This window comes from Kaistella flava (ex Peng et al. 2021), assembly GCF_015191005.1.
Lineage (GTDB): Bacteria > Bacteroidota > Bacteroidia > Flavobacteriales > Weeksellaceae > Kaistella > Kaistella flava.
In genome coordinates, this window is the sequence record NZ_CP040442.1 from 2,109,081 (window position 1) to 2,126,514 (window position 17,434).

Consider the following 17,434-nt stretch of genomic DNA (forward strand, 5'->3'; position numbering starts at 1 on the left):
TACGCTTATTGACCAATACTCATTGCCCGACTGGAGATATTAAGTTTTAGAGTATTTTTATAATTTTGTTTGCGTGACTGGGCGGTGTTTGGTGATTGAGTGGCACTTCGCCTACGCTCAGTGACCTGCTTCCCGAAAAAAGAAGCCGTCTCAAAATAAAATTTGAGACGGCTTTTTTATTTTGAGACGGCTTCTATTGTAATGTAATAATGATATGCTGAATCTCAGAAAGCACAAGTCAACACCCATCATCCAACACCCAGCATCTAATTTCTATCTCATGATTTTCTTGGTAACCACACTTCCATCCCGTTTGATTTTCAAAACATAGATTCCGTTGACCAAGTTGCTTGCTTCGATTCGGATTTCTTTATGATCAGGTTTCACCTTGAGCAGCAATCTTCCGGAAGTATCGTACACTTCTACTTCAGAAATTACTTTGGTGGAAGATTTCACAATGAAATCATTTCCGTCCCGGTAAACAATTAGAGGATCCTTGGCCGTACTTCCAGTTGCTAAGACCAGATCATTTTGATAGACGATCTCAAATCGGCCATCGGTTAAACCTGCATTGGCTGTAAAAGTATAACTTCCTTCCAAGATATTGGTGAGGGTCCCGGTTTGGTGGTCTTTCAGATAAATGTTTTGTCCATTGTCAAAAATACCTTCTCTTTTATCCAGACTGATGGTGTAGTTACCAGATTCATACTGATTACTTCCCAGTTGTACTACATCTAAGGTATTGAGGGGATACTGTCTTCCCTGAATCCCTAACCTATTCTGATCTAAAATACTGTAAAATGAATCTGATCCTATGGTCATTAAAGGCGCATCGTAATCTAACTCAAAACTATTGGTTGCATGGGGCACGTACCCTATTAATATGGTATTCACATTCAAAGCAGGTGTAGTTAACTTAAGCCAATAACGGTCTTTAGCTGACGCATTTCCTTTGCTGAAGAAGTTACTGTCATTACTATCACTTCTTATTGAATTATTAAATACCAATAGTTGAGCATTAGCTGTTGATTTTGCTTTAATAATAAAGCCCTGACCTACTTTTATAAATTGCGTAGGCTCAATTGATTCACCACCTACTGATGATGCACCCTCAACACCTCCTGTCCCATTATAGGTGGCATAATTATAACCATCATAATCGGAACCTACCTGCACTTCCGGAGGTCGAACTATATTGGTCCAAAAATAGGCAGTGCCGTAGATCTTAAAACTATTACTGTTACCTTCACTATCCTTTACACTTAAAAGTTTTTCAAAATCAATATTAGAAGCATAAGGGTTTCCGACTAAATTATAACCACCATCAGTATGACTCGAAGCCAGTGAGAAATTCTGCACTCCGTTATTTGGAGCACCAATAAAGGGTCCTATAAAATCTTTACGTGCATCAGTAAAATTATTAGGAGCTCTAATTGCATAGCCTTTGGCAATCTCAAATTCTTTTGTCCAAGTTACAGGATAAAAGATATCATCGTTCTCATGATACTCTAAGAATCTTGTAGAAACCGTAGAGGGTGAAAACTTTTGAAATATCTGCCCCTTCACCGGACTTCCCCAATAGGTATAATCCAGACGTTTCATATTTGAAATTCTTTCTACAGTGAATGCTGTCGGTGCACCAGTATAGGTTCCATTATCATTAACCTGAATAAGATTACCATCGCTTTGAACAAGGATACTTCCGTTATTGATGATGTGATTTTGCACTTTAACAAAAGTATCTTTAGAAACAGTAAGTGTTGCCCCTGAATTAACCGTACAACTACACGCTGAGAAACTACCTAAATCTGTACTATAATTACTGGCGATTTCTACCGCATCGAGACCATTAGCATTTGGAAAATGATCCCATCCTGTAACACTACTATACTTAGAAGTACTTCCAACAGTCATCGTAATAACATTTGAGGTAGCTGGAGAACCTGTTGAACATGGACTCGCATTAGAAGTCATTACCACTGTTACTTTCGCGCCATCTGCTAATGTTGTTGTGGTGTAAGTAGAAGAGGTAGCTCCTGGCACATCCGCCCCGTTCACTTTCCATTGATAGGTTGGTGCTAATCCACCGTTTGTATGAGTCGCGGTAAACGTTACAGAAGTTCCTAAACAAATGGTAGTCGCGGTATTTGCGGCGATACTTACACTTGCTGGTAAATTTGGATTAACAGTAATTAAAACTGGTGTAGAATTAGATACTGAACAAGCACCACTTTGGACTACCGCTCTGAAATAAGTATTTGCGGTAAGATTTCCAATGGTATTACCTGTTAAGGTTGTTTCCGTAGAGGTGATATCTATCACACCCGTTGTAAAGTCGATATTTGTTGCTTTTTGCCATTTGGTGACCTCCCCAATTTGTCCGCTTAAAGTAATATCTACAGGTGCAGTTCCTGAACAAATAGTTTGCGCATCACTAACGACTCCACCTATCGAAACAGGATTTACCGTAACAGTCCATGTATTAGCTGATACCGTTGGGGTCGTATTACAAGTACCATCTTTTGCATAGCGACGGTAACTTGTTGTCACCTTTAAGTTTGATAGCGGTGTATATGTTGCGCCTGTTGCACCAAGAATATCTTCACCATAATTATCTACAGACGAGCGCCACGAATAAATGATTGTTCCATCACCTCCACCAGCTTCAACCGAACTTATAATCATATTTGGAGTGTTGCCAGAACAGATGGTTTGGCCCGTATTAGCTATCGCTCCTGGATTAAGGTCAGGATTCACCCGAACCATTACAATGCTTGAGGTACTTAAAGCACAAGAAGTCACCACCCTCCTGAACCAGGTCGTTTGAGTAAGTTCTGATGAGGTATAATCTATGCCGTTTGCTCCTGCTAGAGGCACAAAACCAGCAGTTGCACTCACTGTACTGCTTTCCCATTGATAAGTATAAGTACCTGTTCCTCCTGTAGGTACCGTTCCAGTAATGGTAACCTTTTCTCCTTTACAGACAGGCTGTGCATAAGATGCCACAACATTAAAATGTTTTAGTGTACCACTGCATGGATCTATTCCAAAAAAAGCATTTGTAGCATTCGGAATAGTTACTGTACCCGTTTTGCCCAAGAGGTATTCTTCAGATTTTGATTGACTGGTCGCTGCGTGACAAGCATTGCTAATAACAAAATTAGGACTGATTCCTGTCGGACTTCCATAACTTGCAAAGTTCACTGTGGCAAAATAAGTTCCCACAGGTGCTGTTAAAACGGTTTTAGCATCTTCTGCAGTCGTAGCACTTACCAGTCCTGAAGTACCATGAGCATAGGATAAATAATTATTTCTTACCACATCGTACACTTTAATTAAAACCGGTTCAGAATTGACTGCTGAACAAGCCCCACTTTGAACAACCGCTCTGAAATAGGTGTCTGCAGTAATCTTTCCCATCCCTGTACCTGGTAGAATATTAGATTTATTATTAATAGTGGCAACCCCTTTCGTAAATTCTATATCCTCAGCTTTCTGCCAGCTTATGACGGTGCCTGTTTGTCCGCTTAATATTAAATCTGATGGTATCGTTCCGGAACAAATGGTCTGTGCCAAACTAACGATCCCACCCACGGCAAGAGGATTTACTGTAATTAAAACGGGTTTAGAATAATTATCTGTACATACCCCTTGAACCAATGCTCTGAAATAAGTATTAACGGTAAGATTTCCTATGGTGACACTTGGTAAAGTCGTTGCGATAGAAACAATATCTTCAACACCTGTGGTAAAGTCTGCAGTTGTGGCTTTCTGCCAGTTTTTAACACCTCCCGTATGTCCACTTAAAGTTAGAGCTGCAGGTGAAGTCCCATAACAAATTGTTTGAGGACCCGCAACGGTTCCTGCAGAAAAAGGATTTACTGCTGTTGTTGCCGAAGCAGCGGAAACAGCCGAACATCCAGAGTCATTCTTGTAATTAACGGTAACCGTTTTACTTCCATCAGTAATCCATTTCAACGTTAATGTATTACTATTATTGCCTGTGCCTCCTGCAGTAATTGTATAATCTGTTCCTAAAACTCCAGATACGGACCAAATATAATTAGATCTGCTTTCCTGAGTCGAATAGGTCACATCGATATTAGCACAAACGAAGGCCGCAGGCTGAGAAGTGAAGGTCACTGCGGGCACTGCATTTACAGTAACCGTAAAGGCATTCGTAAAACTCACAAATCCGTCAGCATTTTTAACCGTAATCGATCCCGTATAGGTTCCCGTTGCGATCCCTGCTGGAACAGCAATTGTATTTAATGTTCCTGCAGTAGCTGTAAAAGGAAAAACAGTATCAACTTGATTTTTCAGTCCTGCTGCAATAGCAGCATCACCCCAAGTAATACTGTATTTCGTAGGTGAACCTTCAGTTCCTGAATATTCAATAGATGCATTTTGAGCAGCGACATTGAAACAAAGTGGTCTAGCACTTGCAGATGCACCAATTGAAACTGTATTTGTTGTTAGCGTAGACAAACATTCGGTCTCTCCACAAATATTTTTATATTTCACAAAATAAGTTGTTGTCGCCGATAGCTTATTGACGGTTATATTTCCTGGTAAACTGCTTATTTTCCCTAAAAAAGTTCCTCCACAGGAATCGGAATAAAATTCAGCATACCCTCCTATTCCCACCGAACCCCATTCACCGAAAGCGTTGTATTCCCTTGATTGTTTACCTCCGCAGTAAACGACGCAGGTGCAACTGGCGCACCTGTTACCTGTACAATTACAATGGTCGCATCAGATTCGGTACCAGAAGTCACCGTTCTTCTGTACCATGTAGTTTGTTTTGTCCCCGGTGGAACCAAATAATCTTTCGCATTATTTATACCTGAGACAGAACCATATCCAGTAGTTGCATTGGTCGTACTCATTTCCCATAAATAAGTATAAGTAATACCATTACCTCCTGTTGGTGTTGATCCTGTTATAGTGATCTCGGGAGCTGAGTTGGAACAAAACGGTTCCGTATAGGTTGCAGCTACATCGTACGTTTTTAATGTACCTGAACAGGGGTCGCCAAAAGTCTCGTTAAAAGAACCTGAAGCAGGGATCTTTGCCGTCGTATTTCCTAATAAGCCCGTTGTTACTGTTCTACTGTTGGTTGCGTGACACGATCCTATCAAAAAATCGGGATAGGTTCCTGATGGGCTTCCGTAACTGGCAAATCTCACATTAATAAAGACAGAACCGGCTGGAGCAGTTAATATTAATGGTCCATTATTTTCACCCACTGTATTACCGGCTTCACCTGAAACCCCATGAGTATAGGAAGCATAATTGTTATTAATCGGTACCTCTGTGGTTTGTCCGAAAGAAAAAGAAGAGATTAAAAGCAGCAGGATCATCCAGCTATTTTTAAACGTAAAGTAATTTTGATTCATATTGTGTTTATTGCTTTTTTTTAATATAATATTAATGGTTCCCGCACTATTATTTAAATCTATTTTCAACTAAATAATCTAGAAGTGGCGAGGAGTATCATCGGTTGGCCTCAAAGGGGTTTCCAAACATAAGTTCAGAAATAAGGTTCAATTACCCTATATGTTAATGCAGTCCACAGCAATGAGGATCCAACTGATATGAATCACTCTGACACTATGGAGTTGCTCCGGAATACCTTTTTATTCAGGTAACATCAGAGAAGCTAATTGGGATTTCTAAAAGAAAAAGGGAGTAAATCGGCGTGATCTTTTTTTGAGAGCGAATTCTCAGACCGCGTCAGCAGTGGAAAAAACAAAAGTAGTAAAAGTAATTTTTTCATCATTTTCTATTCAGAGGTGTTTATAATTTTTATTTGACAGATTGATCATTTAAAAACGCAGTAATTTATGAAAAAAAACAACTGAAATTACTAAATACATCATTTAATTAAAAATAATTAGTAAAACACTACTAATGAACACTTTATAATACCGCTGCAAATCTATATTTTTTTAAAACAAATCTTTCCAAGTCAATACTTATAGCGACTTCTGGCAATTCTAACCTCTTTCAAATAGGATATCGTTAAAATACGCATTAAATTAATCTTGATTTATCAATACAATAAACACTTCTCCAAATAAAGTATTATCACAAAACAGTATTCATGTTAATATTTTAAATAAATGAGGTGCCACAAAAAAGATTATTAAATGAGGTAAGAAAAGTCCTAAAGTTAGAATAAGATTACTGGATCAGAAACAACCTCAGCAGTTCTTTGAAAACAAAAAGAGCATTAATCTTTTCATGCATTGTGGCCATAATTGGAGATAGGGGGCGATATAAACCGATGGGACTAAAAATTATTGCCCGCTGACCCTCTGGAAAAATTACTTTTTAATCTAAGGACTGTACTGAGAAGTGTTGATTCTTTTTTATTAAAAAAGAAGAACGCTGCAGAACGAAACCCTCACATCGAAAAAAGCCGAACAATTGTCCGGCTTTATTATTGAGTAAGATTTTTACATTCTACTTTTTACATTGTACATCGTTTTCTATCTAATGATCTTCTTGGTAACCACATTTCCGTCCTGTTTAATTTTCAAAACATAGGTTCCGTTGACGAAGTTGCTTGTGTCGATTCGGGTTTCTTTATGATTTGGTTTTAACTTGAGCAGTAGTCTTCCGGAAGCGTCATATAGTTCTACTTCAGAAATTGTTTTGGTGGGAGATTTCACCACGAAATCATTTCCGTCACGGTAAACGATCAGGTTCTCTTTTAAAGAAGCAGATGTTCCAAGAACAGTTTCCGGGTGGTATCTGATTTCAAAACGATTCTCAGTAAGTCCTTCATTTGCTGTAAACGATACGCCTTTTCGGATAGGTTCGTATGCATTCCTGTTTCCCTGTCTTTGAGATAAATATTTTGGCCATTGGCAAAAACTCCTTCTATTTCATGAAGTGAAATTACATAGTCACCAGCAACATAATGATTGCTTCCCAGTGGAACAACATCAGCAGGATTAAGAGGATGTTGTCTGCCGTGGATACCTAATTTATCATTACCCAGTATCGAGTAAAAAGCATTTGAACTCATCCCCATTATAGGAGCATCATAATTCAAATCAAATCCATTGGTTGCATGCGGTACATAAGCAATAAGCATGGTATTAAAATCATGACTTGGCGCAGTTACCTTCAACCAGAATCGATCTTTTGGTTGCGATTCTCTAAAGAAGATACTTGCATTTGTTTCATCTCTCATCGCATTATTAAATACTAAAGTACCCTCTTCAATCGCTTTAACGATAAACCCTTGCCCAACTTTTACAACCCCTGTCGGTTTTATAATGCTATTCTGAGCAGGGGTTGAACCTGCTGAATTAAAAATAGCATAATTATTACCATTATAAGATTCAGTCTGATTTTCATACAGATTTACATTGGTCCAGAAATAAGCGTTTCCATCTGTTAATCCGGTATTCAATGTAAATAATCCATTAGCGCCGACTAAATTAATATTGGATGGATATGGATTTCCCACGAGATTAAAACCATTTCCTGACACCGATTTCTCCAAGGCATAAGGAATGGTACCATTATTTGGTTTTCCTGTAAACTTACCTACCCAATCGGTAGCACCTGGAGAACTCTGGTTATTTTTTGCACGAACTGCATATCCCTTCGCTGGTGCAAAAGTGGTAGTTGCAGTTGGAGGATTTGTTCCAGCAAATATTGGGGTAAAAAGGTCATCCCATTCATTATATGTTAAAAATCTAGTTAGAACTGTTCCTGGTGAGAAGTCTTTTAGATTTTGATTCTCTACGGGAGAAGACCAATAGGTGTAATCTAATCGTTTCATATGGGCATTCCTTCTTACCTCGAAGACCCCGTTGTCATCTGAATTCTCGACATTGTTAACCTGAACAAAATCACCATCATTTTCAACAATCACTTTTCCTTTATTGATTAAATTATTAGTCACTAATGCGTAGGTACCCGGTGCAATCGTAAGAGTAGCATCCTTATTTACGGTACAACTGCAGGCTGAGAAACTACCTGATGCTGTACTATAATTACCTGCAATTATTACTGCATCAATACCGTTATCATTTGGAGCTTTATTACCCACCCATGATGCACCATTATAGGTAGCAACTGCACCCACTGTTATTGTTCCTGTTGCGTTAAATGGTCCGCAGGCATTTGTTACCGGGATCGTGTAATTGAAGGTTCCTGACTCCGTAGGAATTCCACTGATAGAAATAACAGTATTGTTTAACCACGTTGCGGTTACTCCTGCTGGCAAACCTACAGGTGACCCAATACCTATTGCATTAATTGTTGCGATCGTAACCGTTGGAATAGCCGTATTATAACAAACGACTGGATCAAAAGAAGCTATCGCTGAAGTCTGACAGACCGCTGGTGCTATTACAGCTGACACTCCAGAAATGGTGGGACCTCCCGCAGCGAAATCAATATCAAAAGTATTTTGGTACGTATCAAAAATATAAATTCGCAGATAGAGACTTTCTCCGGGATACAATACTGTGCCTTCTGGGAAATCCTTTGTTGTCTCCAAAAAATCACTTGTAATTGACTGATTATCAAATAAGGTATTTACTACTCCTGAAAAGTCCTGAGATTTAGAATACCGTACGGTTATATTTCCGTTTCCGGTACTCTTGTACTTCATCTTAAATGATTGAAGATAATCAATTTTATTTCCATTGACATCATTGATGCTCATTGTCAGATATTCACTGGGATCAAAAGAGGAATCGAAATCCTGAACTGAAGGAAACCTTCCCGCTACATGAAAATTAGTACCCGAAGTGGTGAGTTTTAGATTCCCGCCAACTACAGTAAGCTTTCCTCCAGACGTACCCGTGGAGCTGGACGTGGCGGTGAAATCACTCTTATTCCAATTAACCAAAGCGGTGTGAGTACCCGTGTATGGGATCACCTGCAACTCTACCTTTGCTGGAGCAGAGGGGCCCGTTGCATTGGTGAGGGTATAAGTAAAACTATCATAACCCGTATAACCAGCAGTTGGCGCATATTTAACGTTTTGCACTCCATTTACAGTTACGGTACCATGTTGCGGTTGCTGCACCACATTGATTGAAGTCAGCGGACCAAAATAACGGTACTCATCATTTGCGAGAATATCAATCGTATCAGGATTTGGATCATTTTGCAACATTCCGGCTAAGTCATTATTAGCAACAGGTACTTTAGGAGTCATTAAACTCACATCACCTGTAATAGTAGCGCAATCGACTCCCGTTGCATCATGCTTAATTTGAAAAGCCTGATAGGTATTATAAACATAAATTCTAATATAGAGCGTCTGTCCGGAACTAACGGCAGGTGCTGATAAACTATAAGTTCCGTAAACAGAGCTTGCAGGCAGATGCGTAGACGGTTGTAAAACATTTGTAAAACTAACACCATCCGTAGAAGATCTTACCTCCATATATTGATTCCCGTCACTACTGGCTGCCCGTGCCTTAAAATTAAATTTAATATTTGATATTTTATAGCCTACTTGGGGGGTAACCGTAAACTGCATATATTTTGTTAGATCTAAAGCAGCAGGTGTGTGACCATCTGTAGGAGGGGTCGGCCAGCCAGTCAAGTTGTAAAAGGGATCATTTGAATTTCCGGACTGCGCAATCGAAATCTTAGACACTTTTGCTTCCGCTGTAATTTTATCTTCTATCACCGTACTCGTGACCGTTTGTTTATCAGCCAATATTGCTCCATACCATTTCACCAGCGTATTGGTTTGAGACCAGAAATAAAGCGGCATCAGTAGAAAAACCAGTAGTATTTTTTTCATTATATTTAATTTAATTACATTATGAACAATGAAAAAGTTCATATAGGATGTAAAACTAAGAAAATAAAAAACAATAATCGATTATCATTACCAAATACTTATTTATTTTATTATGCATTGGATGTTTTACGGTAGATGACTGCACTTCGACTTCGCTCAGTGACCACACTTCGACTTCGCTCAGTGACCACACTTCGACTTAGCTCAGTGACAGACTACAGGGTTTTACTTGCAAAGTATTGTGTAATTAAGCGATATTCCATGATGAAGAGTCACTTCGACTTCGCTCAGTGACCGTCGATCGGTGACCGATAGTTAGTGACCGCACTTCACTTCGGCTTCACTCAGTGACCGATGGTAAGTAACCAACTGAAGGATTGAATTTGGAGTTTTTGGGTGATTGAGGGTAAAGAAATCAAGGGTATCTACCAACTTCTAAAACACCAAAAAGCCGAACATTTGTTCGGCTTTTTAGTAATATGATAACGATATGATATGCTGAATTTCAGAAAGCACAAGTCAACACCCGTCATCCAACATCCAGCATCTAATTGCTATCTCATGATTTTCTTGGTAACCACACTTCCATCCCGTTTGATTTTCAAAACATAGATTCCGTTGACCAAGTTGCTTGCTTCGATTCGGGTTTCTTTATGATCAGGTTTCACCTTAAGCAGCAATCTTCCGGAAGTATCGTACACTTCTACTTCAGAAATTACTTTGGTGGAAGATTTCACAATGAAATCATTTCCGTCGCGGTAAACAATCAGAGGATCCTTGGTCGTACTTCCAGTTTCTAATACCAGATTGTTTTGATAGACGATCTCAAATCGGCCATCGGTTAAACCTGCATTGGCTGCAAAAGTATAACTACCTTCGGAAATATTGGTAAGGGTTCCTGCTTGATGATCTTTCAGATAAATATTTTGTCCATTAGCAAAAATTCCTTCTTTTTTGTCCAGACTGATGGTGTAGTTACCAGATTCGTACTGATTACTTCCCAGTTGTACTACATCTAAGGTATTGAGGGGATATTGTCTTCCCTGAATCCCTAACCTATTCTGATCTAAAATACTGTAAAATGAATCTGATCCTATGGTCATTAAAGGCGCATCGTAATCTAACTCAAAACTATTGGTTGCATGGGGCACGTACCCTATTAATATGGTATTCACATTCAAAGCAGGTGTAGTTAACTTAAGCCAATAACGGTCTTTAGCTGACGCATTTCCTTTGCTGAAGAAGTTACTGTCATTACTATCACTTCTTATTGAATTATTAAATACCAATAGTTGAGCATTAGCTGTTGATTTTGCTTTAATAATAAAGCCCTGACCTACTTTTATAAATTGCGTAGGCTCAATTGATTCACCACCTACTGATGATGCAGCCCCAACACCTCCTGTTCCACTGAAGATGGCATAATTATTACCGCTATAAGCGGAACCTTGCTGCACTGGTGGAGTTAGATTTATATTGGTCCAGAAATAAGCTATTTTATCAATTTTATCACTATTTAAACTGTACAATTTTTCAAAATCAATATTAGAAGCATAAGGGTTTCCGACTAAATTATAACCACCATCAGTATGACTCGAAGCCAGTGAGAAATTCTGTACACCGTTATTTGGAGCACCAATAAAGGGTCCTATAAAGTCTTTACGTGCATCAGTAAAATTATTAGGAGCCCTAATTGCATAGCCTTTGGCAATCTCAAATTCTTTTGTCCAAGTTACAGGATAAAAGATATCATCGTTTTCATGATACTCTAAGAATCTTGTAGAAACCGTAGAGGGTGAAAACTTTTGAAATATCTGCCCTTTTACTGGAGAACTCCAATAGGTATAGTCTAAACGTTTCATAGGGGAAATTCGTTCTACGGTGAATATACCCGTACCAGAATTCGAATCCTGATCATTAACCTGAATTAAATCACCATCACTTTGAACAAGAATTTTTCCGTTATTGATGATGTCATTTTGAATGGTAACGGCAGACTTTGGAATTACTGTTAAAGTTACTCCCGTATTTACCTGACAGCTACAAGCAGTAAGGCTTTCTCCATCTTCAGTACTATAATCTGCGGCGAAAATTACTTTTTTAGTACTATCTGGCAATCCGTTACTCCAGTTTATTCCACCATTATAGGTCGTAGGCGCACCATCATTTAAGGTCATTGTAATCGGCTCCGAAGTCGAGGGTGAACCGATTGAACATGGACTCGCCTTAGAAGTCATTACCACTGTTACTTTCGCGCCATCTGCTAATGTTGTTGTGGTGTAAGTAGAAGAGGTAGCTCCTGGCATATCTGTCCCGTTCACTTTCCACTGATAAGCAGGTGCTGTTCCACCGTTTGTAGGAGTCGCGGTAAAGGTTACTGAAGTGCCAGAGCAAATGGTTGTTCCAGGATTTGCTGAAATAATAACACTTACTGGTAAATTAGGATTTACCGCCAAAGTAACCTCATTTCCGTTGGTCGTTCCACAACCATTAGTAGCAACGTATCGAATTTTCTTTCCGTTATCTGCAAAAGCAATAGTGTAAGGAACTGTAAGCGCTCCAAAAACGCCAGTGCCAACCGTTGTTTCTATTTGCCATCCCTGTGATGTTACTGTTGAGCCATTAGCAGTTAAGGTAGGTGCTGTAGGACTCAATGATCCGCCTGAACACAATGCTGCTGGTGCCGATATAGCTGCTATAGTTGGAACATTATTCACCTTCAAAGTAACCTCATTTCCGTTGGTCGTTCCACAACCATTAGTAGCAATGTATCGGATTTTCTTTCCGTTATCTGCAAAAGCAATAATGTAAGGAACTGTAAGCGCTCCAAAAACGCCACTGCCAACCGCTGTTTCTATTTGCCATCCCTGTGATGTTACTGTTGAACCATTAGCCGTTACTGTAGGTGCTGTAGGATTCAATGATCCGCCTGAACACAATGCTGCTGGTGCTGATATCACTGCTATGGTTGGAACATTATTTACCGTCAAAGTAACCTGATTTCCGTTGGTCGTTCCACAACTATTAGTAGCAATGTATCGGATTTTCTTTCCGTTATCTGCAAAAGCAATAGTGTAAGGAACTGTAAACGCTCCAAAAACGCCACTGCCAACCGCTGTTTCTATTTGCCATCCCTGTGATGTTACTGTTGAACCATTAGCCGTTACTGTAGGTGCTGTAGGATTCAATGATCCGCCTGAACACAATGCTGCTGGTGCCGATATAGTTGCTATGGTTGGAACATTATTTACCGTTAAAGTAACCTCATTTCCGTTGGTCGTTCCACAACCATTAGTAGCAATGTATCGGATTTTCTTTCCGTTATCTGCAAAAGCAACAGTGTAAGGAACTGTAAGCGCTCCAAAAACACCACTGCCAACCGCTGTTTCTATTTGCCATCCCTGTGATGTTACTGTTGAGCCATTAGCCGTTACTGTAGGTGCTGTAGGATTCAATGATCCGCCTGAACACAATGCTGCTGGTGCTGATATCACTGCTATGGTTGGAACATTATTTATCGTTAAATCAATCCCATTATCACTACCTGTCACAATAGGATTACTACTTACAACACGAATTCTATATTTTGTTCCCGCTAAGGTTCGCGCAGGAATAGTGGCTGAGATTGTTCCGGCTGATGTTTGTGTTAACGTCCCGATACTTACTGGCGTAGTAAAACTTCCTGAAGCATTAGATAATTGAGCCGTAAAAATATTTCCAGAATCAAAGGTTCCAACAATGGTAAACGGTACCGACACAGATGAACCTGCACAAAATGGAAAGCCCGTTATCGAACCTGTAGCAATTTTTTGCTTTTGTCTTCCAAAAGCAAAAAATCTATTATTTCCAAATGCCGCTGAATTATTTATCCCATTCCCGCCAGGAGTTCCGCCTAAAGAGGCGTACGTTCCATTTGCAGCGATACTTCCCGCCACAATATCCAGTGGCGATATCGCTGTTGGTCGACTTAAAGAAACAGAGCTATTGGAAAAAGTTCCTGCAGTAACAATCGACCAATATTCTGTGGTACTTAGCGCTGAAACAGATGACAAATCAGCTTTTCCTGCACTATCGGCACTGAAGGCTTCTGCGGTTACGGTTGCACCAACTGTTGGAGCAGTTGTATTCTTTAAAATAAAAGGCAAATAATTAGCCCCTTTACCCACTGGAAAAGCATACGCGTTAGCCAATGTAGTTGCCCATTTTACAGGTCCATTTACAAAAGAAGTCGCACTACCTCCTGTAGCACCAGTGACAGCAGTATTGGTTATATTTACAAAATTCGCAGCTGATGCATTTAAAATACCTTTGGTCATGGTAAGGGTTCCTGCCACGTCAATTGGCGCATTATTTGTCGCCCCCGCTCCGTTAAAAGTTAAATTAAAAAACTTTCCATTAGCTCCGGATAAAATACCATCAATAGTTTGAGCCGCAGTTCCTACAAAATTCACCTTACTATTCCCCGCTGTAAAAGTTTTACTATTGTTCCAATTTCCAGAAATATTAATAATTGGTGTTCCTGTACATGTATATGTACTTGCATTGGTTATGATAAACTCTCCTATATTTGCGATACCACCTGTGTGGTTAAATGTCCCGACAAGCGAACCGAAACCAACATTCAAACCATCTGCATTAAGCACACCAGAAGAAAAATTCACTGTACCATTTTTTTCACCGAAACCTGCATACAATGTACCTTTAACATTCAAAGTTCCTCCATTGATTAATAAGGTTCCTCCAGAATTAAAAACAGCATCATTTGCATTTACAGTAGAATTTACTGGTATAACAAATGTTCCACCATCCATATTAAAAGAAGACCAGAAATTATCGTTCACAGTCATGGTACCATTTGCCAATATACTGCCACTTGTATTCGTGAGTGTTAAAATACTTAAAGCAGACGTCCCTGTGTTTATGGTTTTATCAACACCGTTCATTCCTAAGTGCGAACGTGGTTTTGGATATTTAGCAGTGATCGCTCCACTATTTACATAAGCACCACTAATATCCAGATTGCCACTGACAACTATTTGTCTACCGTAACCATCCCAGGAAACATTATGCGTAAGAATACCTTCTGTCGCAACCATAAGATTGCCACCAAATAGATAACTGTCGACTGTGTTAGATAATACTAAATCCCCTTTCGTTACCGTTAAATTACCGGTTACAGAAAAAGCGTTACTACTATTAGTAACCGTTGAATTTCCAGTACTTCTATTAATAGCCAAGTTCCCGAAAGCACTCGTTTTAGTCCCTCCAATCACTGATGCTGCCGCAGTACCATCGAAAGTCACTGTAGAAAGCAACCCTGCTGTTAATATGCCATTATTTATAAAATCTCCTTTAATATTTAAGAAGCTGGTAGCAGAATTGCTCAATGTTAAAGTAGCGTCATCATTAATCGTTACATTATTAGCAACAGCATTTACATTAGTAATGGTAGGCATATGCGATACTCCTGCTGGGATAACTACATTAGTTCCTGCAGTTGGCACAGCTCCGCTACACCAGTTTGATGCAGTATTCCAATCAGTACTGGTATAACCTGTCCAAGCTCCCGCGGTACAAGAAGCAGTCCCTACACTAATTTTCCCTGTCGCATTAGTGAAATAAGTAGTATTTATATTACCTCCATAACCAGTTCCTCCCCACGAACCATTTATCGTGCCCGCACCTCCTAGTGTAAGAGTCGCTGCACTATGTGTAAAACCAGTACCTAAGTTAGCAACAACACCTGACAACATAGACCAGTTTCCATTAACAGCGGTATTTGCTCCAAATGTTTTAGTCCCTGAACCAGACAACGTAAGGTTGCTGTAACCTGTAGCTTTTACGGTTTGAGCAGCTCCGTTATAATTAACGGTATTTCCCGCAGCAGTTGCGGTAAGAGTAGTAATTCCTGAAGTTCCGCCAATATTTAAAATTCCTGTAGCAGCATTTGTTAATGTTCCTGCACCGGATAATGCAGTATTTATTGTAAGTGTACCACTATTTGTTGTAGTTACGCCAATCGTCACATTAGGTATAGCAATTTCAGCTGAACCACTAATTATTTTTCCTGTACCAGAAAAAGTGTGAAGTCCAGAATTAGTAGTAAAAACATTATTATTAGTTAAATTACCTGCGTAATTGATTGCTGCATTTCCAATCTCATTCCAAGTACCACTTGTATCGATGGTAACGTTTCCTGTAAATGTTTTTGTACCAGTTCCACCAAGGACTAATGTGCCTATAACTCCTGTAGTTCCTGTAACTCCAAGAGTAAAATTATTTCCCGTAGTAAAACTTGCTCCATCACCTACATCCAGATTACCACCAATTACTAAATTTGCCGTTGTTGTAGTTGTTCCACCGCTTACACTTAAATTATTAAACAAAGTAAATATAGTAGTAGGCAAAGTATTGTTTGCCGTCATAACAACTGTTCCCGTACTTGGAGTCCAAGTATTTCCAGTTACCGTATTTACAGTTAAAGAACCAACATTTAGAATTGATCCAGCGGACATAGTAACCGTTCCTGAAGCAGGAGTAGCACCTGAATTCCCAAGAATTAAACTTCCAGCTGTAAGTACTGGTGTCGTTCCAGCAAAAGTAATTTTCCCGGTACGATTCACATTTCCCGCTGCGCCCAACCGTATATCTCCAGAAACCGTAAGAGCAGAACTGGTTCCCGAAAAAGTAAGTATCCCTCCGTTGTTTGTTGCTGTGCCTCCCAATTGCAAACTACCACAAGCAGCATTTGTTACGTTTACAGTAACAGTATATCCTCTTTCGATAATAACTGTATCACCTGTTTTAGGGAAAACCCCAGTTCCAACTTGTCCTCCGCCAGATGTTGTCGACCACGTTGCTCTTGCATCCCAGTTGCCGCTGGCTCTGGAATAATAAGTCGCACCAGAAGAAAAAGAAGAGATAAAAAGCAGCAGGAGTATCCAGCTATTTTTAAATGTAAAGTAATTTTGATTCATATTGCGTTTATTGCTTTTTTTTAATATAATATTTAATGATTCCCGCACTATTATTTAAATCTACTTTTAACTAAATAATCCACAAGTGGCGAGGAGTATCATCGGTTGGCCTCCAACGGAGTTTCTAAAAAGAACTTCAGAAACCAGGGGCTATAGCCCAATCCGTAAATGCAGTCCACGGTAATTTTGATTCAAACGATTTGAATCACTCTGACACCATGGAGTTGCTCCTGAATACCTTTTTATTCAGGTAACATCAGAGAAAGAAATGGGCTTTTGAAAAGAGAAGGGAGTAAATCGGCTTGATTCTTTTTGGAATATTTTTTCTCAGACAGCTCCGGCCGCGGAAAAAACAAAAGTAGTAAAAGTAATTTTTTCATCATTTTCTATTCACAGGTGTTTATAATTTTTATTTGACCAATTGGTCATTTAAAAACGCTACAAATTTATATAAAAAAAAATGAAATTAATAAATAAACCAATTAATTAAAAACAATTAGTAGAATACTGCTAACAAGCACTTTACAACACCCCTATTAATCTATATTTCTTTAAAAAAAGCATTACTAATTCTCCAATCAACGACCTATAAGAAATAAAAATAGAATATCGCTAAAAAACATATAAAATAAATAGGTATTCCGCAACATAACCAAGGATTAATTAAGTA

General features: G+C 39.1%; 5 protein-coding genes. All 5 read right to left on the minus strand.

Features of this window, described 5'->3' with window-relative positions; genetic code table 11:
- Positions 1–273: 273 nt before the first annotated feature.
- Positions 274–4,647 (minus strand): T9SS type A sorting domain-containing protein, encoded by a 4,374-nt coding sequence (locus Q73A0000_RS09515; RefSeq protein WP_193810742.1) that lies wholly within the window; start codon positions 4,645–4,647, stop codon positions 274–276.
- Positions 4,638–5,399 (minus strand): hypothetical protein, encoded by a 762-nt coding sequence (locus Q73A0000_RS09520; RefSeq protein WP_193810743.1) that lies wholly within the window; start codon positions 5,397–5,399, stop codon positions 4,638–4,640. Before Q73A0000_RS09520 ends, Q73A0000_RS09515 begins: the two co-directional genes overlap by 10 nt.
- A 1,095-nt stretch (positions 5,400–6,494) precedes the next feature.
- Positions 6,495–6,680: a T9SS type A sorting domain-containing protein gene (locus Q73A0000_RS09525; RefSeq protein WP_208458771.1), complete on the minus strand. Its 186-nt coding sequence runs from the start codon at positions 6,678–6,680 to the stop codon at positions 6,495–6,497.
- 38 nt (positions 6,681–6,718) lie between these two features.
- Positions 6,719–9,787: an Ig-like domain-containing protein gene (locus Q73A0000_RS09530; protein WP_193810745.1), complete on the minus strand. Its 3,069-nt coding sequence runs from the start codon at positions 9,785–9,787 to the stop codon at positions 6,719–6,721.
- 554 nt (positions 9,788–10,341) lie between these two features.
- Positions 10,342–16,764, minus strand: a complete 6,423-nt coding sequence (locus tag Q73A0000_RS09535; RefSeq protein WP_193810746.1) for a T9SS type A sorting domain-containing protein — start codon at positions 16,762–16,764, stop codon at positions 10,342–10,344.
- Positions 16,765–17,434 lie beyond the last annotated feature (670 nt).